This is a genomic window from Bacillus sp. CGMCC 1.60114, assembly GCF_042676365.1.
Lineage (GTDB): Bacteria > Bacillota > Bacilli > Bacillales > Bacillaceae_G > Bacillus_A > Bacillus_A rhizoplanae_A.
This window is the reverse complement of sequence record NZ_JBHTHG010000118.1, coordinates 383929-405537: the sequence shown is the minus strand read 5'-3', so window position 1 is coordinate 405537 and position 21609 is coordinate 383929. Positions and strand designations below refer to the sequence as shown.

The window sequence follows — 21609 nt, the reverse complement described above, 5'->3', positions numbered from 1 at the left end:
TAAATCATGTAAATGTTATCCCGGTTTCAATTTAGATAATTCTTCATTAAATCCCCACACTTGTTAATATATCTGTCATTTTTTTACGCACAAAAAAACATGAGTCCCTATTCAAAGGATACTCATGTTTCATAATTTATATAGCTTCAACTTATCTTCCGCGATTTTTCTGTCCCGGCTTTGCGCTGCGCTTCTTCTTGCTTGGTTGACCAAAACGAGATTTCTCTGTTTTCGGTCCTTCTTTTCTATCACGACGTCCGGATTGTCCAAATTGTTTCTTTTCTTTAAACTGTTTCTTTTCTTTTGGCTTTTGTGATCTTGTTTCCTTTTTTACAGGTTCTTGCTCGTTAGGCTGCTCTAATACTTGTCGTTGTAATGATGCGTTAATTCCTTTTTCAATTTGTTGTAAATACATTTTATCTTTTGGCGCAACTAATGTAATCGCAAGTCCACTTCCGCCAGCACGGCCCGTCCGCCCGATGCGGTGAATGTAACTTTCGACATCTTCTGGGATGTCATAGTTAAACACATGTGTAACCCCTTCTACATCAAGACCTCTTGCTGCTACATCTGTTGCGATTAAATATTGACTTTCAGCATCTCTGAAGCGTTTCATAACACGCTCGCGTTTTGCTTGTGATAAATCACCGTGAAGTTCATCACAGTTATAGCCGTATCCTTTCAGCGCTTCATACAATTTTGTAACTCTGCGTTTCGTACGGCAGAAAATAACTGCTAAAAACGGTTGGTCTCGTTCCATTAATTGACGCAGTGTATCTTGTTTTGCTCGGTCCGTCGTTTCAACAACGCGCTGTTTAATATTATTTACTGTAACCTCTGCACTTTGAATTTTTATAATTTCAGGTTTTCTCATATAACGCTTTGCAAGCGATTGAATTTGCTTAGCCATCGTTGCAGAAAACAACATCGTTTGTCTCTCTGCAGGTGTTTGTTCAATAATTTCTTCTACCTCTGGTAAAAAACCAAAATGCAACATTTGATCTGCTTCATCTAAAACAAGCATCGATACATGTGATAATTCCATTGTCCCGCGGCGTAAATGGTCTAATAATCGGCCAGGTGTCGCCACAACAATATGTGTATTTCCTTGTAATTTCTTCATTTGCTGTGAAACATCTTGCCCACCATAAACAGCAAGCACATGAATATCCTTTACATGCACAGTCATTTTTTCAATTTCGTTTGTGATTTGCAGCGCTAATTCTCGCGTTGGCGCTACAATTAACGCCTGTACATGACTAGACTGTGGATTTATTTTTTCTAGGATCGGTAAAATAAATGCTAATGTTTTTCCAGTTCCTGTTTTCGCTTGTCCAATAATATCTTTTCCAGCTAAAACTACCGGGATTGCTTTTTCTTGAATCGGAGTTGATTCCGCAATTCCATTTTCTCTTAATGTATCATTTAACGTAGTGCTAATTCCTAATTCTAAAAAACTTTTCAAATCGATCACTTCTTTTCACTATTTTTCATATCAAATATTGATTGTACCATTTATTTAGCTAAATATGAAAAACAAAACACACTGTTATTGTATTTATTCAAAATAAGATTACATTTACTCTATTTTTAGTATGTAAAACAATCCCTCTCTTCAAAACGTGTTAACGTTAAAGTGAGGGATTGCTGGCAATTGAATTATATTTTCGTTTACTTTTTTCTCATTTCTTTTTGTATTTTTCTTAATGCTTTTTTAGAGCCTCGATCTATATCATGTTGTAGCTTTCTCTCTTTATAACTTACAAACAACGTATTTAAATCATAGCCTTCTGGATACAACTCTGCTGCTTTCAATTCCAGAATAACGCGCTTACAATTCACTTCAATAAACTCTTCTTTATATAGTACTACAATATTATTGAAACTATCTTTTTTCTTATATACAATACCAAAATCATTATGATCTAATAAATTTACTTTGTCTCCAATCTCATACTCATAAGTTTCTTTCGTTTTCACCACATTCACTTCAGGCTTCTTTATTTTATTTTCTTTTACTAGCTCTAAGCTATAATCTTTATTCTCCATATAACACTGTGCTCGTTCCAAAACATGTTCCCGTAAATTCATCTTTCTAGAAATCCAAAGTGCGTTACTATCTCCAGATTCCCCAATAATTAACTTATACATCGGCTCTAATGTTTCATTATTAAATTGCATAGCCGCATTCATGAAGTCACTGTGAATTTCTGAGAATCGTTTAATTTCACCATAATGAGTCGTAGCAACTGTTATACACCCCATATGATAAAACTCTTCTAAAATGGCAATTGCAAGTGCAGCACCTTCATTCGGTTCTGTACCACTACCAATTTCATCAAATAATAACAATGTATTATTGTTAGATACTCTCATAATTTCTGAAATATTTTTCATATGTGAAGAAAAAGTACTTAAAGCATTTTCAATACTTTGATTATCACCTATATCTACAAAAATAGAATCAAAAAGGGAAATTTCAGTCTCTTCATTACCATGAATATGAAACCCTGACATTGTTGCTAAAGTTAATAATCCAATTGTTTTCAAGACAATTGTTTTTCCTCCAGCATTTGGTCCTGTAATGACTAAACTGCGATATTCTTTTCCAATCTCAAAATTTAATGGAACAATCTCACCTTGTAAAAGAGGATGTTTACATTCAACTAGTTTTATATATCCATGACTATTTAATTTCGGTGCTATACCATCCATACTCTTACTAAATTTAGCTTTCGCGAAAATCATATCATATTGACTTATAAGCTCAATATTAATTTTTATATCACTAACATTCTCAAAAATCATTCCTGATAAAGTCGCTAATATTTGATACTCCTCTATCGCCTCTTCCGCTTTTAAACTCGCTAACTCACCGCTTAATTTTGAAATAACAGCAGGTTCCATAAATACTGTTGAACCTTTAGAAGAAACCTCTACAATTGTTCCTGAAACTTGATTTTTATAAGAAGCCTTAATAGGAACAGTATATCGATCATCTTTTTTACTAATAAAGAATTCTTGAATATACTCCTTATTTGCACTACTTTTTAAAAATTTATTTAATCGATCTCCAATCTTTCCTTCTGTTGTTTCGATATGATTTCGAATTCGCTTTAACTCCTTACTCGCAGCAGAATCAACTCGATTCCCTTTAATAGAAAAATGAATCTCTTCCTCAATATTTGTAAACTCTGACATAGAGCATACGTAAGAACTTAAAACAGGCGCAAAAAATGATTTACTTAACATGAATCCCTTAATTTTTCTACATCCTCTTAAAAAATCTGCTACATTAACTAATTCTGTTGGTTCCAAAATCATTCCTTTTTCAAGCTTACGAATTATGTTCTCTATATTAGAAATTCCTACTAATGGAACATGACTTTCTGTATTTAATATTGCTTTTGCTTCAGTCGTTTCATTTAATCGATTCTTCACTACTTTCATATTTGAGCTTGGCTGCAATTTATCTAATAATTGTTTTCCTAATCCACTTACACAATATGATTTTACAATTTCCTTTAATTCGTTATACTGCAATTTTTCAAATGTCATGATATTCATTTCTGTTCTCCTCACTATGATTTAATAATTGAATCATGTATGAAGATACCTAATAATAAGATTTCAATAAGTCTATAAATAAAACTTCTATCAGAAAGGATCGATTCCCATCCATACTGAAGAACTCTTCCTATCCAAAAGTCGTGAGATAAAAATAAAAAAAGCTGCGGAGATACCGCAGCTTTACAGACATTTACAAGACAAGTGTAGAAACAAATATCTATCATTAAACAAACCTTCTTGAAATAAAGGCCTATGTGTTGAATAATAAATACCGCTACATGCTTTATAAAGTGTTGTAGGTATCTTCATAGGTAACTTAAATAAATCCATAAACAAATAAGGGGTATATATTTCTAAAAAATACCCTTCATCATTGGATTTACTTAATTAAATTTTTTTCCTATTTAGATACTACTCCACTCACAAAAAGCACCTCGTCTAATTTATTTTTTTATTCTTATTGAAATCTAAATTATGGAATTATTATACTATATGTACAAAATCAAGTAAAGGTACATAAAATTACCTATAAAGAAAATTCACTTCAATGAAGATTCTCATTTCGAAAAACAATTTTCTTATTTTATTGTAAGTTGTACTTCAAACTCTATAATAGATTCCTCGTTTTCACCTATTCTTTCCACTGTAATTTTATCAATAGTGAATCGCATAGTATCTCGAAGTGGATGAAGATTTTTTATAACGTGAAAAGCTTCTTCTTTATCACCTTTTTTTCCTACTGTAACATGAGGAATATAGGGAATTTCTCTTCGAAGAAACGGTTGAAGAAAATCTGTATATAACTTATTATGTAGCTCAATTATATTTTCTGTTCCTTCTTCTATAAGTAAAAATAAGTACTCATCCGCATTAGTTACAGCTGGATTTAACGTAATATGAAAAGTATTCATGCTACTTATGATTGTTTCTAAATGTTTTTTAGACACTCGTTTGGCACTTCGCTCACAAAAGGAAATACTAGCGTAATATGAGGTGAAATTAGGCCAAATAAAGGATCATGTTTTCTTCTTATCGCTTCAATTTCTTCTAAATCATTATTACTCAAGAAAATTACAATGGTTCTCTCCATCGTAATTACACTTTCTTTCTGAAAAGGGCCGTCCAAAGAAATGATTCTCCAAACACTTCATTCGGTTGCTTAAATTCTTTCATTTTACGTAGTTCAATTACTTCAAAATCTTGAAAAACATCACGTAGTTTTTCTTCTGAATACGCAATTCCTCCCTGTAAACTCCAGCCTCGATATACATCCCAATCTGATATTTCCGAGCCATTTTTTTCATCTAATTCTCCTGCAGCAAAGCATGTTAAACCGAAATAACTGTTTGGCTTTAATGCTCGCTTGACTAACTCAACATAATGTATTCTTCGGTGAGGCGGGATATGATGTAAACAGCCAGAATCATATACAAAATCATATTGATTCTCAACCTGCAAATCAAAGATAGACTTACAAATAAAATGAACTGATACGCCTTGTTCAGCCGCTCTTTCTTCTCCCCATTTAATCCCTTCTTCTGATAAATCAACTGCATCTACTTCACAACCTGCTTTTGCTAAATATAGAGCATTTCGTCCAGGACCGCATCCTAATTCTAGCACTTTTCCTTTCTGAATCACGTTTCTATCAAAATAAGAAACTAAATTTTCATCCGGTACATTAGCAAAGAAAGGTACTTCTTTATCGCGATCAGAATAAAAATGATTCCAAAACGGCTCAGGTGATCTTAATAGAGAGTCTAGCATAGTAATTACATCGTCCATACTATGTAAAGTTTCATTTTTCATAAATGAATTTCACCTCTTATAAATTATGCTTATAAGATTATTATACCAAATCCTATTCAAATTTACCGCCTATTCAAAATTATCTAAAATAATTTGAAACTACTATTATTAAACAAATTTATATTTTATTAACTTTTAATAGCCGAGAGTTTGAGGCATAAAAATACCCCCTTTAGAAAATCAAATCTAAAGGGGTAAAGCATTCCAAATTTATCTTACTATTCGTGGGCAGTAAAACTCCCACCTCAAGATTATAAAAAAAGTCCTACTGATGAAAGTTTCACTTTATTTCTAAACAGCTTAACTCTGTTTTAAATCTACATCAAGTCAAGATTTCTTTAAGTTATCACTGCTTGATTAATAAATAAGTTTCCTTAGTATCAAAATTAAACATCCAGCCTAAAGGTAACACCTATTTGAGAAGCTTGCTGTCCTCCTTTAAATCCCCAATTATCAAGAGATAGTTCGTGTAGCGTTATAATTATGGCATTCTTGTCGATTTTCAATATATTTGATACTTGTTCTGTTATTTCTTTTAGCAATTTAGCTTTTGTTTCTTTCTTGCGTCCAGGCAAGATTAGAAACTCAATAAAGACCTTTTCTTCTTCCCATCCATCAGGCATAAACCAGTCACTTTCATCTATTTCAAAAAACTTTACAGGTCCATCATTAGCAGGTACTTTAAAAACATCCTTAAGTATCTCTCTTACAGTAAAAGCAATCAGCTTTTTATCTATTCCATTTCTTTTTTTTTAATAAATTTTTACTAATGGCATAAAGACACTCCCTCCATTTCCTTTATTGTGTAGCAAATGTATAAATAATTCGTTTGTAGTAACAAAATATCCTTTCCATGTTTTTCCTTAATCTTGTTTTTACATCCTTGGTTTCTCGCGTTTATAGCTGAATTAATTATGGAATGGTTCGAGCTATACAAGGAATTTAATAAAATTACAAGTATCATTACGGTACATGAAATTATATATTACTATTTTTACTTCAAACTAAAGAAGCGAGCATTGATATATCAATGCTCGCTTCTTTAATTCTTAAATTTCTCTTTCGCCGCACGCATCTTCACTTGTAAATCATAATCAACAGCGTTACGAATATTACGCTCTACTGCTTCCATTTCTTTTTGAAACCCTTTTAGATAAGCAGTAAGCTCTTCTTCTTTCTCAGAACGCTGCGCTGGTGGAATTTGTGCAATGAGTGACAACATATCTACTAAGTCTTTCATTAAGAAAGTCTCAAGTTTATGTTGCTGTTCAAACATACGATTTTCTTGATAATACGGAATGGCATGTAAAACGGAGATTGTCACATCATCAATACTTCTTTGCAATGATGGATTTACTGAACGTTTGTACATTTCAATATGTTTTAATGCGTCTGGATAACGGTCATAGAAGTATAATTTGTAAAACGAGAAATCTTTTGGCTTCGATGGTTGCTGTGATTCTTGTTTCAAAAATTCTTTTACTTTCATCGTTGCCATTTCCATATCTTCACTTGTAATTTGCTTTGTTGTTTTTACGACATAATGTAGTTTTTTCTGCTTTTCCCTCGGCAACATTGAAAAAACATGGTCCTTTGTGCGCTGATTAGCTGTGCAAAAAAGAACTGTAAATACTTTTTGGCTACTGCTTCCTTCCGTACGAATCCAGCGGTAAAACAACGGATGCTGTGTAAATTCTTGTAAGAATGGTACTGTGCTGTGTGATAAGCGTTCTATTGAGTCTGTGGCTCGTTTATACGGTTTTGTCCATGATAAATAAAACTTTCGTCCAAAGTAAGCTAGTAAAACTACTGCGGTAAGCCCTAGCAAAAGAACAATACCTATCAGCGTCAAAATAAATTGAAAGAAATTCATGTTTTCACCTCCTCTATTGCAACTTATTTAGTCGGACGCTGAATGAGTTTCTTTTTCATTTCATCGTTGAACGAGTCTAGTTCTTTTACAAACATTTTACTTGATTCGATAATTCGCTCTGTCGATTTTTCAGACGCTTCAATCGCTGCAAAGACGTTTTGGAATGATTCACGAAGTTTCTCCATGCCGATTGCTGGATTTTCTAATAATTTCGTCGTTTCTTCTGTATTTTGTTTCAATGCTTGCGAGTTACTTAATATCATAGATTCAATCGCTTCGTTTGTTGCATTCACTGCGTCAATTGTTTTCCTTTGATTCGTTAACGCCAATTGAATAGCCGCAGATACTGTTACAACGTTTTGTGTCATTGTGATTGCATTTCGAATCGCTTCTGTTAATTTTTCATTATTTTTCTTAATAATATCAACAGAGGCAATAGATTGGAGTAAGACACTCTTCGCTTGCTGCATGTTACGCGTACGTACAAGAATTTTTTCTAGTGCATCATTAATTAACGGAACATCTTTTTGTCTCTCTGGATTTTGTCTCTCCACTTCCAACATATCCGCAAGTTTTTTTCCTAAATATACTTGTTTATCAAGCGCATGAATCTTTTGTTGAGATTGTTCTTTTAACATTTCTAAGCCGACGCTGTCTTCTCGTAAATTATCACGACCAACTAATAGTGACTTAATAATCTCTTCGATTTGTTTATCAATGGATTGATATTTATGAACATACGTTTCCATTGGATTTTTCTTAAATACTTTAAACATAATTCGTTTCATACCAGTTGCTTGCAATGAGTTCGGATCTAATTCTGAAACAACTTTACGCAAATCAAGTAATGTTTTAGGTATATCCTCATTTTTTCCATTCATCATTGCCGTTACTGGACGTTTTAAAGCTGTTAATGTTTGTCCTGCATCACGCTGTTCTTTATCTCCTAAATCAGCAAGTTGTGCCAATACTTTTGAAAGATCTGCATTATGCTCACTATTTAACTTTTGTACATACAAATCTGCTTCTTTATTTAGTTCAACTAATTCATCATCTTTAATGACTGTATCTACGACTACTTCTATATTGTCCTCTACTGATAAGGTTTCCTTCTTTTGCAATTCCGTCAACAAAATCGCTCCTTTATATGCATACACTTATAATTATGGTAGGGTACCATATCTCTAAACAATTTATATTACATTCATTCCCTGTTTTATATTATAAGTATACCTATTGTATTTTTGATTGTCCTCAGACTTAAGACTGAGAAACATCCATTCTTAAGTCGGATTCTTTAGTTTAGAGGTCTGCACTTCCTTTAGCTATTTTGCCGAATTACATAGGCACCCATTTTAAAAGGTAGTAATACTGTTTCAAAGCTTTTTTCTGCTTCTACTAACTCAAAAAAGTGCTGTAATTCTTCCGCATGCGAAGTTGCATTATCAATGACGATAAGCCCTTTAGGCGTTAAAACACGTTTTAAATCTTCCCACCACCACATATATTGCGTTCGTTCTGCATCTAAAAAAATAAAATCATACGACTTGTCTAGCTGATCTGATAAAAATGCCCCAGCTTCTTGGTTGTGAATATGAATATAATTTGTGTGGTTTGCTTTTTCGAAGTTTTCAATTGCTTGTGCAACTCGTTTCGCTGAGAGTTCAACTGTTGTGACAGTCCCTTTAGTTTCCTCTACGGCATTGGCAAGCCATAATGTAGAAAATCCATTGGACGTTCCAATTTCTAAAATATGTTTTGCTCCACTTATTTTCACCAAAATAGATAAAAACTGCCCCATTTCTTTAGAAACGTTGCGTAACTTTTCTTCTCTCGTTTCTTTTATGTGGTCATGTTCTAATCCAAATACTTCAAGGTTTTGCAGTAACTTTTCTACTTCTATTCTCATACATAATCCTCCTTATATATGATACATATGGATGATGCTGAAAATGATATGTAGATCTACTTACAATTATATGCCATTAGAAAGGCTTTTTCCTGTATGAAAGCGAACTATTATTCCATTAAGTAAAAAATAGACAAATGAAGGTGAATTTGTGAAGGAGCAACGATTATTGATTTTGCATTTGCGGTAAACAGAAAAATGGCAATATATATGTCTTCGGCAAAAATGAATGGCATTGAAACGTCAATTATGACAACTCTATCACATTTAGATATTGTCGAAATGATTATTGATTCTCAAAACATTCAGCTTGAAGCAAAATGGTTGAATTTTGCTAATACATCTAAAGCACAGGTGGCAATTCACAGAGCATTACATGGAGAATAAACTTTTTACATATTTAAAACTTCGAAGCAACTGTTTCCATACATAAAAACATGAGGTCCTTGTTTTCACACCCTCACTAATAAGCTAGGAAAAAGTAAATTGCGCCAATAACATGTAAAAGGTGGTACAATTACAGAATTGTATCACCCTTTATGTAACGCTTATATTAAAATAAATAATTCCCACTAATCTCTCAAACGTTTCCTAATATCTGATGCCACCTTAGTAGGATTATCAATTTCAAAAACAACATACTTATATTTTTCGTGACCCTCTAATTCAATCATTACGAGAGGTACTCTATTTTCATAGGAAAGAAAATACCATTCATCTGCATATTTAAAACTTCCTTCAAAGATATTGAGAGAAGAAATAGAAGTTCCAGGCATCCGAAGCATCCATCGCGGAGCATCAAAATAATCAACAAATACACTTTTAATAGTATGAAATGGCATTTTTAAGGATAGTTTCAATGCAAAAAAACCAGTTACTCCATTCAACTTCAAAACTACACCTTCATCATCAAAGTGTACTTCTCTTCCCATGTTCTCCCTCCTAACTTTTTCATACCGGTTCCACCTCCCAAATTATACCATACCCATTCCAAGAATGTTCAAAGATACTGTCAGAATCCAAATTTAAATCGATTCTTTAAACTACGTATATGAAACCATTTTCGTATATACATTCATACTTTTGAACGATATAAACAGCAAAGAAAAAACATATTATACTATTAAAATCTACGATTTATAAGGAGTGAACTATTATGTCACTTAGTGAAATGATTAAAAAAGAGCTTCTTAGTTGGAACGGTGTAACTGAGAAGCCGCATCGATACGGTGGGGTTGAATTTAATTATAAAAATAAAGAATTAGGTCATATTCACGGAGACACATTAGCTGATTTGCCATTTCCAAAATCAATAAGAGATGAGATTTTAAAGCAAGGATTAGCTCAGCCTCATCATATTTTCCCTAATTCTGGATGGGTTAGTTATTACATGAAAAGCGAAGATGACCTTCCTTTGCTTATTCATCTCTTCCGTTTACAGTATGACAGATTCGTAAAAAAATTAGATAACAACCAAATGTAATCTTGTTTATAGACGTTAAAAGTATTTTTTATTTCCAGTTATTAAAAATTGTAAAACACCCCAAAATGGACTTAACATTACAAAGGCAAAAGTATTAGAAAAAGTGAAACTGCCCTCAGTGATTCTTTCTTCATCTTTCACTGAGGGTTAGTTAAACCAATCGCGCTCTTACTACCCGTTAAATCAAAAAGTGCATCCTTATTCAAAATACATAGCAACCGGTGAAATGATATAATCATTTGCCGTTACCAATCCAAATCCACCTAATAAATTGGTAGGTAATCCCAAAAGCTCATTCAAAATTTCTTGTGATTGCTTATCCACAAAATTCGAGTAATCAAGGTCATTCATTTCTTTTTTATTAATTTTTTTCGTTATTTTTCCAATAAGGGTAATTTCAATTGATGTGTTTTCCGATCTGTATTTAAAAGCCAGTTCTTCTATACTCGCTCTTAAATAGCTTTCCTTAACTGGTATTAAACAATTATCCATCTTTATAAAGGAATTAAACGGAATAGCCTCTTTAATGTATACCAACATATCTTTAACTGAATGAATCTTATTCTTTTGAGCACTCACCATATTCTCATAGGTTTTTTCTAGTTCATTCAAAAAAACAGTCCTTTGTTCTAATGTTAATGTTTGTTCAAGGATATTTTGTACTTCGACATTTTTTGCTTCTTCTAGTTTATTAAAAAGAAATTTAATAAATTTATCATTTATCATTTTTTGAACAACATCAAAATTTATTGGTTGAAAATTTGAAGTAAACTTAATATATGAACCTGGTGTCACTTCCTCGCTGTCCTTCTGCTCATTAAAATTGACTAAAGAAGAATTTTTAAGAAGGTAATTTTCAAATTGATTCAGAGCACTATACTGCTGCCCTAGCGTATTTTCCTTTGTTTCCATTCTTTGTTCTTGAACCTCTATACTTTTAGTACCTATTAATTCATTATTTATTTGTGCAATAAAAGAATGTATAAAATCCTTATCTAAATATATCAACTCTTTCAAAAAAGTTCCTCCTAAAATAATCATTTGTTTATTCAGTTATTATAATATCTTTTCGTACACATAGATATAAAATTATGAATTAATATTGCTGTATTTTAACAAAAATCCTTACAAATGTTATCATTTACAAATATCAATATATTCGTCAACAAAAGTGCTTTTTTTAAATTCACATACTAATGTAAATCGAAAAACATCGTAAAAATATAAAGGATATATTAGCTCTAACTAATATACCCTCAAATCTACCTATCGCCTATTCTTCCCTGCTAATTATAAAGCACAATAAATCTTCTTCTTGATCAAATTCCCCTGCTTCAACAAAACCAAAACTTTTATATAATTGACGAGCAGCATAGTTTTCTTTATGAACTGTTAAGCGAATTTCTTTACACTGCGCATATTGCTTTATAATCCAATTCATTAGCTCTCGTAGCGCCGCTCGACCGTATCCTTTACCTTGATGCTTTTCATCAATGATAAAGCCATTGATCCAATACATATCATTAGTATTCTCTACATAAGCATGCATCACAAAACCAATCATTCCCCGCTCTTCTTCATAAATTGCAAAGGGCAGATAATTTACATTATCACCATCTGGTTTAATATACACCTTAGCTAGTGATACTGCTACAGTAGGTACAAAATGATTTTGAACATCTTTTACTTTTATTTTTAGAGCCTCTTGCCAGTTCTCTCTCGTCACTGCTCCCAATTGCACTTTCATCTTATTCCTCCACCTTTAATTTAGTTCTACATTTCTCTACTGGTTAAAATTCTCCTTCTTTTTTCAAATGTACTATATGTATCCTATCAGCTAAAACAAATTATTTAACAATAAATTTACATATGTTACCAAGCAAACCGCATACTAAGTGTAAATTTAATTTGAATAAAGTGAGGACCATTATATGATAAAAACTCCTAAAGCTATTATTGTTATCTTCGGCGCAACAGGTGATTTAGCAAAACGAAAATTGTTTCCTTCTATTTATAGACTGTATCGAAATGGAGAAATCTCTGAAGATTTCGCTGTTGTTGGTGTTGCAAGAAGACCTTGGTCTAATGAAACATTTCGTGAAAATGTCAAACAATCTGTTAACCACTTTCCAGATGATGATGGAAGTCAGGATACATTTGCTTCCCATTTCTATTACCATCCTTTTGATGTAACAAACATATCTTCTTATCAAGAGCTTAAAAGTTTGTTAAGCACTCTTGATGACAATTATCATACGAGTGGAAACCGCATTTTTTATTTAGCAATGGCACCTGATTTTTTCGGTACAATTGCTACAAATTTAAAATCAGAAGGATTAACTTCTACGGAAGGATGGATTCGTTTAGTTATTGAAAAGCCGTTTGGCCATGACTACGAATCAGCCGAAGCACTAAACAATCAGCTTCGCCAAGCGTTTACAGAAGAACAAATTTATCGAATTGACCATTATTTAGGAAAAGAAATGGTTCAAAATATTAAAGTCATCCGCTTTGCTAATGCTATTTTCGAACCACTTTGGAACAATCAATATATCGCTAACGTTTAAATTACTTCAAGTGAAACATTAGGAGTTGAGGATCGCGGACGTTATTACGAGTCCTCAGGTGCTCTCCGTGATATGGTACAAAATCATATGCTACAAATGGTTGCACTTCTTGCAATGGAGCCGCCCATTAAATTAACAGCAGATGAGATTCGAAGCGAGAAAATAAAAATTTTTCGTGCTTTAAAACCTCTATCTGAAGACGAAGTCGAACAATATTTTGTTCGTGGGCAGTACGGAACCGGCATCGTTAATGAAGAAAATGTGATTGGCTACAAAGAAGAAAATGCGGTAGATCCAGCATCAAATACAGAAACATTTGTCTCCGGTAAGCTAATGATTGAAAACTTTAGATGGTCAGGGATTCCTATTTATATTCGAACAGGTAAACGTATGCAAGAGAAGTCGACTGAAATTGTCATACAATTTAAGGACTTACCAATGAATCTATATTTAAATAAAGAAAAAAAGACTCACCCTAACTTACTAATTATTCATATCCAACCCGATGAAGGAATTACACTGCATTTAAATGCCCAACAAACAAATAGCAGTGTTACATCAACACCAATTAGATTAAGCTATTGCAATAACTGTGCAGATAAAATGAACACACCCGAGGCATATGAAGTTCTCCTATATGATTGTATGCGCGGTGACTCAACCAATTTCGCGCATTGGGAGGAAGTGGCTCTTTCCTGGAAATTTGTTGATGTTATCTCAAATGTTTGGGAAAATAAAAAAGCCGAAGACTTTCCTAACTATGAATCTGGATCCACAGGTCCTAAGGAATCTGATGCTTTATTAGAAAAAGATGGTTTTCACTGGTGGCCAACTTTAACAACTCGTTTCAAAGAAAAGGACGATAATGAAAACATATAATATAAAGCACCTATTTTAGAAGGGATGACAGTTTACAAAAATAAACCTGAAAAACAACTGAAATTTTGAGATTAACCTAAAGTCTTGATTTAACAGCAGTTGAATATAGAATTACAAAAGCCGAGTTAGAAAACGTTGTAAATTGGATAGAAGAAAAATTCGTTACAACAAAAAACACTCATCAATTATAATTCGATGAGTGTTTTTTACTTATTTCCATAAAGTACTGTTCTATTGATATAGTATTTTACGCTTTATTTTCCTGTAACCAATTTATCATTTCGTTCAAAAGCTTTACATTATATCGATCATACAAATTAAAATTAGCAGAGAATACTGTATCCATGATTTCTTCTACTGTTTCTTGTACAAGGTTCGCTTCTATCATTGTACAATAATTTGCTTTTATCTTATTAAGAGCAGTGTAGTATTTTTTATGCGACTCTGTAATATGTATATGTTTCTCAAAATTCCCACGTCTACGTGTCACATCATGCTCTTTTCTCTGACGTAAAGTATCATTATTTATATACAAATAAAAATAACAATCTGGTAACCCAATCTCTTTATGAAACATCTTTTCACAAAAAAATGTTTCTAATGAAGATAGTGTTTGTCCAAAGACTTGAAAGTGAAAACACCAGTTATAGCTAAACGGCTGATATATATCTCCATCTAATACAACAAGTTCATTATTCCTTGACTGCTCTAATGCCATTTTCCAGCGCTCTACTTGCCGATCCAAATACCAATTCTTCTGTTCTTCAGCAGGACGTTCAAAAAATAAGTTTACTTCAGGAACAATGTATGCACCGTATCGTTTTTCCAACTCCCTACAAACGGTTGTTTTTCCGACGGCACTAGCACCTTCTAAACATAGAATCGGCATCATGTTCACCTACCATAATTTGAATCATTATATATGTATTGTTATTGTAAACGCAACAGCAAAGTCGGTATTTTCTAACTATTCTAAATAAAAAAATTAAAATTCTGCTAAGATTGGAAACTTACACTGATTAAATTCACTAGGAAGTTCTCCTCTTACCATAAAATGCTTATTTGATTCATATAATTTCAACTCGAAATCTTCGACTCCTAATTGATCTGGAGAAAAATAAAACTCTATTGTGTGAAATGCTTCCGGAATTACCGCACATAATTCATCTAATACAGGCATTAATTCACTTATTACTCCATATAACTTTAAAACACCATCAACAACTTCGTATATAAGTATAGCTTTGAGTTCTTCTGAAAAGTAAAGCTTATCATTCCACTTTTCATCGTACATATGTAAATAAAAAGAAGATTGATAGTGTAACGGTGCAAAAACTCGCGAAAGACATTCTTTGTTTTCAAATACATCTTTTATAAGCTGCAAATCTTCTACATTAAAAAAATCTAATTTTCGAATAGCCGATAACTGTAGTTCATTCTTTTCATACCGCATAGTGGATATATATTCTTTCACTACTTGATAGCCAAATGATGTATACAGTTCTGGTGTTTCTGTAAATAAAAATGAATATGTATACTCTTCATCTATGTTTTTCAATGCTTCACACAACAATTGCTTCATCAAACCTTTATTACGATAATCAGGATGTGTCATCACAGACTGAATGCCAGCTGCTTTTATACGCTCTCCCCCAACCATCATTGGCATTGAAAACATAGAAACATTTGCAATTGCTGTATCTTCTTCAAATAAAGTAAACGGAGAGTATGTTTCATTCCAAAATCCCTTTTTATAAAAGTCTTGTAATATATGTACCGGAATGTGAAATACTCGTTCGAACAACTCGTATAATTGTTCTCTTCGTTCATTTTCAAACGTATAATTAACACAAATTGTAAGATTATCCATGTTGTTCCTCCACTTACAAATCACTACTTATATTCCCCTTTTTTTAACATAAAATGTAAGAAGTGACATAAAGAATAAATTTTATCTTACAATATATTATCATAAATTTTTAAAAAAAGTTTATGTTCACAAAAATATAATCACCATTATAAAAAAGCGGAATAAAAGTATATTCATATATAATGATATATAGTTTTTATTTTTATTTCTTAATTATTTAGTTTGAATAGTGTTTAGATTGAAATTAAACGTTGTTTATCTAATTAAACTTTTCTAACCCTGAAGTTTCATTTCAAAAAAATTCTTAACAAAATTTCATTTGTAATTCCATATTTTATACAACTTCTTCATACTATTCTTCTTATTACTAATAAAAAATCTCATTTTTCTGATTTCGATATTTACTAATCGCCGTTAAAATCTTACAATAACGCTTAAGATATTTCATTGATATTCTACTAGAAAGGAAATGTACATATATGTATCACTATGTAACAGACATATAGTAACTTCATTTCATGTCGTGGGCCTCCTCTTATATATTACAGCTATTAATATATAACTCAGGAGGAATTATTATGAAGGACACTTTTTACAATTTCATTAAACAGGCCGATAAACCTTTTCATGGATGGAACTTCTCATTTTTAGCAGATACCGGTAGGCTTAGTACAGAGCCTCTGCCGTGGAGTTATGCAGCAAATGTATTACACTATATACAAAAAGTAGATAACATGCTAGATATGGGGACCGGTGGCGGTGAGTTTTTATCTTTGTTAACCCCTCTTCCTGCTAGAACTGCAGCAACAGAAGGCTATCCACCAAATATAACTTTAGCAAAAGCAAAGTTAGAGCCTTTAGGTGTCTCTGTTTATCCAGTCGAGGATGATACATGTTTACCTTTCGCAGATAACCAATTTGATTTAATTATTAATAAACATGAATCATATTCTGAGACAGAAATAAAAAGAATTTTAAAGCAAAAGGGAGTTTTTATCACACAACAAGTTGGCGGATTAGATAATTTAGAATTAAATCACCTGCTTCATGCAAATACAGAAAGCAAATACATTTATTGGAATATGAAATATGCCTCTTTCAAATTAAAACAAGCTGGCTTTCAAATTCTTAAGCAACAAGAAGCATTCCCTTATCAACGCTTTTACGACATCGGAAGCATTGTGTATTATTTAAAAGCAGTTCCATGGCAAATCCCTGATTTTTCCGTATCCAAATATGAAGATCACCTACTTCACATCCATAACTCTATTCAACAGGCTGAATATGTTGAAGTAAAAGCACATCGATTCTATATCGTAGCTTCCTTATAACCCACTACCTCTCCAAGTCAGTTAATCCTGTATGGAGAGGTAATTTGTTAGGATATCAAAAATGTTACCATCACTTGCAATATTTCTCATTTCATTGTAAAATGGAACCATAGAATACACTATACTAACAAATCCACTTCACATATTATCAAGCATCAATAGGGATGATATGCGTTCCTTATGGGTTTTTGATAATATGTGAATTTTTATTTTCTTAGAAATAAGACGGATCATATTACATTTATTTTTTTATTTTTAGGAGGCATTTACCATGACATTAACAGGTAAAGTAAAATGGTTTAACAGCGAAAAAGGTTTCGGATTCATCGAAGTTGCAGACGGAAACGACGTATTCGTTCACTTCTCAGCTATCACTGGCGATGGCTTCAAAACTCTTGACGAAGGTCAAGAAGTTAGCTTCGAAGTTGAAGAAGGTAACCGCGGACCTCAAGCTAAAAACGTTGTAAAGCTATAATTTAGACAATAAAAAGGTTGTTAACACGAACGGTTAACAACCTTTTTACTTATATAAACAAATATTTCACATAAAAGGAGTGATCTCATGTATCGTAACAAAAAGAATGACGTTGCAGAAGTAGCACCAGAAGAAATCCCAGTTTGGGAATGTGAGTCAGAAGAGTGCTTAGGATGGATGCGAAAGAATTTCGCATTTGAAGAACATCCGAAATGTCCTTTATGTGGAAGTGAAATGAAAAGCGGAGAACGTTTATTGCCTCGATTAGGATAAACCATAGTTTGCCCCTTGCAGGATGTTCTCTGCAAGGCTTTTTCTTACATCTCCCCTAATGATGATTCAAATGATTTCCAAGCTATACATAAGCGCTAACAGCTATTGAATTCTCTTCCCTTCTTATTATCATCAGCAGAAAATACATCACTTTACTAACCATATGAATCATTGAGTACTTTTCACTTTTTCCTTGTACTTTATTACAACAAACAAGCAAAGTAGTAAATTAGCTACTTTGCTTGTTTTATTGTGCTTACTCTCCTATGTGAATCTTTTTCGTACACAGTACTTTCATTCCCCTTGTATATCTTATCATTGTGGATTATCGTAATTAAATAAACTATCTTCTCCACACCTTCCATTTATTTGTATATTTTACCTCTTTTATCAAAAAATAAATTTAGCTTAATGATAAAGGAGTGAGTACATTGTTTCGAAAAACAGCTGGTGAAGTACTAGTCGATTTACTAATCGAATGGGGCGTTGATCACGTATATGGCATGCCGGGTGATTCCATTAATTCTATTATCGAACCCCTTCGTAAAGCACAAGATAAAATTAAATTCATTCAAGTCCGTCACGAAGAAGCAGGTGCTTTAGCAGCCGCTTCTTATGCAAAATTAACAGGAAAACTCGGTGTATGCATGGCAATCGCAGGACCAGGTGCAATTCATTTACTAAATGGATTATATGATGCTAAATTAGATCAAGCACCGGTCCTCGCTATTACCGGTCAAATTGAGTCTGATTTAATTGGAACTGGTTTTTTTCAAGAGGTTAATTTAGAAAGAATGTTTGATGATGTTGCAGTTTATAATCAGCGAATCATGTCAGCTGAACAACTTCCAGCTGTTGTAAATCAGGCAATTCGCATGGCTTATACAAAAAAAGGCGTGTCAGTTCTTACAGTTCCGGATGACATTCAAAAATTTGAGGTAGATGCAAAAGCACGAATTACAACCTCTTCTTTTACGATGCCGGAGTTATTTCCGCAAAAGCATGATTTAGAAAAAGCAATGGCTGCTTTAAATAAAGCAGAAAAACCTGTTATTCTAGCAGGAAAAGGAGCCAAAGATGCAAGGGAATCTTTACTTGCTTTTGCAGAACATATTGGAGCTCCTATTGTGTTAACACTTCCAGCTAAGGGGATTATTCCAGATGAGCATCCACTTTGTATCGGTGGTTTAGGTTTAATCGGGACAAAACCTTCATATGAAGCAATGAAAAATGCTGATACACTCATTATGGTCGGTACTTCTTACCCATTCACAGGATTTTTGCCAGACAAAGCAAAAACAATTCATATCGACACAGATCCAGCACAAATCGGAAAGCGTTATCCAACTGATATTGGTCTTGCTGGTAATGCGGATAAAACCTTAAAATGGCTCACACAAAATATTGAAAAACATAACGATCACTTTTTCTTAGAGCATCATCAAGAACTGATGAAGAAGTGGGAAGAAAAACTGCACAATCAAGAAAACGACACTTCTATTCCAATTAAACCACAAAGAGTAATGCATGCTGTGCAGCAAGTTGCACACGATGATGCTATTTTATCAGTAGATGTAGGAAATGTAACAGTTTGGACAGCACGCCATTTCCGTATGACAAATCAACGCTTCATTTTGTCGAGCTGGTTAGCAACACTTGGCTGCGGTCTTCCTGGCGCAATTGCCGGGCAGATTGCGTATCCAAATAAACAAGTTTTCGCAATTTGCGGAGATGGTGGATTTGGTATGACAATGAATGATTTTGTAACAGCTGTGAAATATAACCTCCCAATCATTGTAGTCGTATTAAACAACCATAAAATTGCTATGATTAAATTTGAACAAGAAGTAATGGGAAATATTGAATTTGGTACAGAACTTACAAATCCAAATTTCGCAAAATATGCTGAAGCATGCGGTGGAATTGGTTACCGTGTGGAAAAACTTGAGGAGTTAATGCCTGCTTTTGAAAAAGCTGTAAAACAAAATAAACCCTGTATTATTGACGTTATCGTTGATGTCAATGAAGCCCCTATGCCTGCAAAAATTACATTCGCACAGGCAGCTGGTTATACAAAGCACATGCTGAAAGAGTTATTTGAGGAAGGAAAAATTGATTTACCTCCTTTATAAAAAATACTAATATAAAACAGCGGTTTATTTTTCAACAACCGCTGTTTTATCGATATCTATTCTGTTATTTCATTAAAAAGTCACCAAAAATGGTTGTTTCTTTTCATCTAAACAATATAAAATACGCTCTTTGAAATTTGTCCATGTTACCATTTGTAATGCTTCTTCAATAGGAAAATACCCTACCTCTAAGCTTTCGCTACTCGTTGCAACTTGTCCACCGACTGGCTTTCCTATGAACAAATGATTGCAAATACATTGTGAAACATTTTGGTATACTCCGCAATACTTTATAATCTCAATATCAATTCCGGTCTCTTCTTTCGCCTCTCTAATAGCACCTATTGGAATTGCTTCCCCTTCTTCTACTTGACCACCAGGGATTTCCCAGCCTCGCATTGGACCTTTTAAAAGTAAAATTTCATTTTTATCATTTAATACGACCGTTGCAGCCGTTACAATATGCTTTGGATAAGGCATACATGCCACTCCTTTGTATGCATGAATGAATTTTTATACACAATGAATAGGTAGTACAGACCAAGAACTGACAAGTGTGAGTTGTTTCCCCTCTATATGTAACACTGGTTCAGATGGGTTTGCTATATGGTGTAATTGAGGGAATATTTCTTTCACATAATGTTGGTGAGCTGCTGCATCTTTCCATAAAGACAGAACAATGTAACGGTTCGAAGAAAGAGATCTTCCAACAATGCCTCCCATCATTCCTTCTGTTCTTGCCATACCTGGATTCCAAACGTTTTCTTGCATATGTAAAAATTGTTTTTCGTTCCCTTGCCTCACATCACATATTGCTACTCGTAGGAAGGAGCTATGCTCCATTGCTTCTACAAATGAGGTATCCGTTATGTCAAATAAAGATTGATATAGTTCCGTTTCACATGATGTATACGTATCTTTTTGATGGCTACTCTGAAAAATCGTATCATGTGTTTCATTCATAAAACTTTGATACATTTTCATATTTTCCCAGCAACCGACTATATAAGCTTCTGATTCATTCCATCCCCCGATTTGTCCGTGAAACCCTTCTAATTCTTTTAACTCTCCCCATTGCTCTTGAGCAGTTGAAAATCGTTCCTTTTTTTCTTCGTCAACTTTACAATTAATAGACTTAATTAACATACTCGTATCCCCCTTATTTTCTTCAAAACTTTCATACAGCTCTTTCTTCATTGACATCACTAAAACCTCATATTTTTATTTTAAATAAATTAAATGGAAAAATCAAAATTATAAGAAATTTAAAACCAAAAAGTAATATTTCCTAATGGACAGAAATCATAAAATTATATATATGATGTTTTACATTTAGATAAAAGTAAAAGGGATAGAATCTGTCCCTTTTACTTTAAATGACCTGTAAAGACTCGTTATTACCACAACATTTAAAATAAGTGCAGTGGTACAATTAACT

The 21609-nt window shown here is 33.1% G+C and carries 20 protein-coding genes and 2 pseudogenes; 7 read left to right on the top strand and 15 right to left on the bottom strand.

Going from position 1 to position 21609, the window contains the following annotated elements; genetic code table 11:
* Window positions 1-151: 151 nt before the first annotated feature.
* From ACFQZ1_RS23375 to ACFQZ1_RS23340, 8 genes and pseudogenes are all read right to left on the bottom strand, one after another.
* Window positions 152-1474, bottom strand: a complete 1323-nt coding sequence (locus ACFQZ1_RS23375; protein WP_377884549.1) for a DEAD/DEAH box helicase — start codon at window positions 1472-1474, stop codon at window positions 152-154.
* Window positions 1475-1671: 197 nt separating this feature from the next.
* The gene (locus ACFQZ1_RS23370; RefSeq protein WP_377884548.1) at window positions 1672-3567 is read right to left on the bottom strand and encodes an endonuclease MutS2; all 1896 of its coding nucleotides are present in this window, start codon (window positions 3565-3567) and stop codon (window positions 1672-1674) included.
* Between the two features lie 581 nt (window positions 3568-4148).
* A pseudogene (locus tag ACFQZ1_RS23365) lies at window positions 4149-4660 on the bottom strand (2'-5' RNA ligase family protein).
* A 5-nt stretch (window positions 4661-4665) separates the two neighbouring features.
* Window positions 4666-5379: a class I SAM-dependent methyltransferase gene (locus tag ACFQZ1_RS23360; RefSeq protein WP_377884547.1), complete on the bottom strand. Its 714-nt coding sequence runs from the start codon at window positions 5377-5379 to the stop codon at window positions 4666-4668.
* A gap of 386 nt (window positions 5380-5765) precedes the next feature.
* Window positions 5766-6023: a tautomerase family protein gene (locus ACFQZ1_RS23355; protein WP_377884964.1), complete on the bottom strand. Its 258-nt coding sequence runs from the start codon at window positions 6021-6023 to the stop codon at window positions 5766-5768.
* Between the two features lie 398 nt (window positions 6024-6421).
* On the bottom strand, window positions 6422-7252 hold the full coding sequence (locus ACFQZ1_RS23350; RefSeq protein WP_377884546.1) for a DUF3974 domain-containing protein: 831 nt from the start codon (window positions 7250-7252) through the stop codon (window positions 6422-6424).
* Window positions 7253-7275: 23 nt separating this feature from the next.
* Window positions 7276-8382 (bottom strand): toxic anion resistance protein, encoded by a 1107-nt coding sequence (locus ACFQZ1_RS23345; RefSeq protein WP_377884545.1) that lies wholly within the window; start codon window positions 8380-8382, stop codon window positions 7276-7278.
* 191 nt (window positions 8383-8573) lie between these two features.
* Window positions 8574-9161 carry an O-methyltransferase gene (locus ACFQZ1_RS23340; protein ID WP_377884544.1) on the bottom strand — a complete coding sequence of 196 codons (588 nt, stop codon included), beginning with the start codon at window positions 9159-9161 and terminating at the stop codon, window positions 8574-8576.
* A 210-nt stretch (window positions 9162-9371) separates the two neighbouring features.
* On the opposite strand from ACFQZ1_RS23340, the gene ACFQZ1_RS23335 reads away from it, so the two are divergent.
* The gene (locus tag ACFQZ1_RS23335) at window positions 9372-9548 is read left to right on the top strand and encodes a hypothetical protein (RefSeq protein ID WP_377884543.1); all 177 of its coding nucleotides are present in this window, start codon (window positions 9372-9374) and stop codon (window positions 9546-9548) included.
* Between the two features lie 185 nt (window positions 9549-9733).
* Here ACFQZ1_RS23335 and ACFQZ1_RS23330 read toward each other — a convergent pair whose 3' ends face one another.
* Window positions 9734-10093: a hypothetical protein gene (locus ACFQZ1_RS23330; RefSeq protein WP_377884542.1), complete on the bottom strand. Its 360-nt coding sequence runs from the start codon at window positions 10091-10093 to the stop codon at window positions 9734-9736.
* 224 nt (window positions 10094-10317) lie between these two features.
* On the opposite strand from ACFQZ1_RS23330, the gene ACFQZ1_RS23325 reads away from it, so the two are divergent.
* Entirely contained in the window at window positions 10318-10644 is a 327-nt protein-coding gene (locus tag ACFQZ1_RS23325) for a luciferase domain-containing protein (protein WP_377884541.1), read from the top strand.
* Between the two features lie 198 nt (window positions 10645-10842).
* Here the strand turns inward: ACFQZ1_RS23325 and ACFQZ1_RS23320 are convergent, their stop codons facing one another.
* Window positions 10843-11661: a DUF6414 family protein gene (locus tag ACFQZ1_RS23320; RefSeq protein WP_377884540.1), complete on the bottom strand. Its 819-nt coding sequence runs from the start codon at window positions 11659-11661 to the stop codon at window positions 10843-10845.
* Window positions 11662-11917: 256 nt separating this feature from the next.
* Window positions 11918-12391 (bottom strand): GNAT family N-acetyltransferase, encoded by a 474-nt coding sequence (locus ACFQZ1_RS23315; protein WP_377884539.1) that lies wholly within the window; start codon window positions 12389-12391, stop codon window positions 11918-11920.
* A gap of 184 nt (window positions 12392-12575) precedes the next feature.
* Here ACFQZ1_RS23315 and zwf point away from each other — a divergent pair.
* Window positions 12576-14090: pseudogene (gene zwf, locus ACFQZ1_RS23310) on the top strand (glucose-6-phosphate dehydrogenase).
* A gap of 247 nt (window positions 14091-14337) precedes the next feature.
* On the opposite strand, the gene ACFQZ1_RS23305 reads toward zwf, so the two are convergent.
* Window positions 14338-14979, bottom strand: coding sequence for an AAA family ATPase (locus tag ACFQZ1_RS23305; RefSeq protein WP_377884538.1), 642 nt, complete (start codon window positions 14977-14979; stop codon window positions 14338-14340).
* Between the two features lie 96 nt (window positions 14980-15075).
* A complete protein-coding gene (locus ACFQZ1_RS23300) occupies window positions 15076-15960 on the bottom strand; it encodes a GNAT family N-acetyltransferase (protein WP_377884537.1) in 885 nt (294 codons plus the stop codon).
* Window positions 15961-16538: 578 nt separating this feature from the next.
* Between ACFQZ1_RS23300 and ACFQZ1_RS23295 the strand changes: the two genes are divergently transcribed.
* The 4 genes from ACFQZ1_RS23295 (at window position 16539) to ACFQZ1_RS23280 (ending at window position 20171) form a co-directional block, all read left to right on the top strand.
* On the top strand, window positions 16539-17291 hold the full coding sequence (locus ACFQZ1_RS23295; RefSeq protein WP_377884536.1) for a class I SAM-dependent methyltransferase: 753 nt from the start codon (window positions 16539-16541) through the stop codon (window positions 17289-17291).
* Between the two features lie 271 nt (window positions 17292-17562).
* Window positions 17563-17766, top strand: a complete 204-nt coding sequence (gene cspD / locus ACFQZ1_RS23290) for a cold-shock protein CspD (protein ID WP_090911503.1) — start codon at window positions 17563-17565, stop codon at window positions 17764-17766.
* A gap of 87 nt (window positions 17767-17853) precedes the next feature.
* Complete coding sequence (locus tag ACFQZ1_RS23285) at window positions 17854-18039, top strand: cold-shock protein (protein ID WP_020061359.1); 186 nt, start codon at window positions 17854-17856, stop codon at window positions 18037-18039.
* Between the two features lie 431 nt (window positions 18040-18470).
* Window positions 18471-20171, top strand: a complete 1701-nt coding sequence (locus ACFQZ1_RS23280; protein WP_377884535.1) for a pyruvate oxidase — start codon at window positions 18471-18473, stop codon at window positions 20169-20171.
* 72 nt (window positions 20172-20243) lie between these two features.
* Here ACFQZ1_RS23280 and ACFQZ1_RS23275 read toward each other — a convergent pair whose 3' ends face one another.
* Together ACFQZ1_RS23275 and ACFQZ1_RS23270 are read right to left on the bottom strand one after the other, a co-directional pair.
* Window positions 20244-20651 carry an NUDIX hydrolase gene (locus ACFQZ1_RS23275; RefSeq protein ID WP_377884534.1) on the bottom strand — a complete coding sequence of 136 codons (408 nt, stop codon included), beginning with the start codon at window positions 20649-20651 and terminating at the stop codon, window positions 20244-20246.
* Window positions 20652-20684: 33 nt separating this feature from the next.
* The gene (locus ACFQZ1_RS23270; RefSeq protein ID WP_377884963.1) at window positions 20685-21317 is read right to left on the bottom strand and encodes a YdbC family protein; all 633 of its coding nucleotides are present in this window, start codon (window positions 21315-21317) and stop codon (window positions 20685-20687) included.
* Window positions 21318-21609 lie beyond the last annotated feature (292 nt).

What these genes read in the sequence shown, in the direction of transcription:
- ACFQZ1_RS23325 (WP_377884541.1), top strand. Translation starts at nt 10,318, where the DNA reads ATGTCACTTAGTGAAATGATTAAAAAAGAGCTTCTTAGTTGGAACGGT.
- cspD (WP_090911503.1), top strand. Translation starts at nt 17,563, where the DNA reads ATGACATTAACAGGTAAAGTAAAATGGTTTAACAGCGAAAAAGGTTTC.
- ACFQZ1_RS23350 (WP_377884546.1), bottom strand. Translation starts at nt 7,252, where the DNA reads ATGAATTTCTTTCAATTTATTTTGACGCTGATAGGTATTGTTCTTTTG.
- ACFQZ1_RS23275 (WP_377884534.1), bottom strand. Translation starts at nt 20,651, where the DNA reads ATGCCTTATCCAAAGCATATTGTAACGGCTGCAACGGTCGTATTAAAT.
- ACFQZ1_RS23305 (WP_377884538.1), bottom strand. Translation starts at nt 14,979, where the DNA reads ATGCCGATTCTATGTTTAGAAGGTGCTAGTGCCGTCGGAAAAACAACC.
- ACFQZ1_RS23370 (WP_377884548.1), bottom strand. Translation starts at nt 3,567, where the DNA reads ATGAATATCATGACATTTGAAAAATTGCAGTATAACGAATTAAAGGAA.
- ACFQZ1_RS23335 (WP_377884543.1), top strand. Translation starts at nt 9,372, where the DNA reads ATGTCTTCGGCAAAAATGAATGGCATTGAAACGTCAATTATGACAACT.
- ACFQZ1_RS23360 (WP_377884547.1), bottom strand. Translation starts at nt 5,379, where the DNA reads ATGAAAAATGAAACTTTACATAGTATGGACGATGTAATTACTATGCTA.
- ACFQZ1_RS23295 (WP_377884536.1), top strand. Translation starts at nt 16,539, where the DNA reads ATGAAGGACACTTTTTACAATTTCATTAAACAGGCCGATAAACCTTTT.
- ACFQZ1_RS23340 (WP_377884544.1), bottom strand. Translation starts at nt 9,161, where the DNA reads ATGAGAATAGAAGTAGAAAAGTTACTGCAAAACCTTGAAGTATTTGGA.
- ACFQZ1_RS23300 (WP_377884537.1), bottom strand. Translation starts at nt 15,960, where the DNA reads ATGGATAATCTTACAATTTGTGTTAATTATACGTTTGAAAATGAACGA.
- ACFQZ1_RS23315 (WP_377884539.1), bottom strand. Translation starts at nt 12,391, where the DNA reads ATGAAAGTGCAATTGGGAGCAGTGACGAGAGAGAACTGGCAAGAGGCT.
- ACFQZ1_RS23270 (WP_377884963.1), bottom strand. Translation starts at nt 21,317, where the DNA reads ATGTTAATTAAGTCTATTAATTGTAAAGTTGACGAAGAAAAAAAGGAA.
- ACFQZ1_RS23285 (WP_020061359.1), top strand. Translation starts at nt 17,854, where the DNA reads ATGTATCGTAACAAAAAGAATGACGTTGCAGAAGTAGCACCAGAAGAA.
- ACFQZ1_RS23330 (WP_377884542.1), bottom strand. Translation starts at nt 10,093, where the DNA reads ATGGGAAGAGAAGTACACTTTGATGATGAAGGTGTAGTTTTGAAGTTG.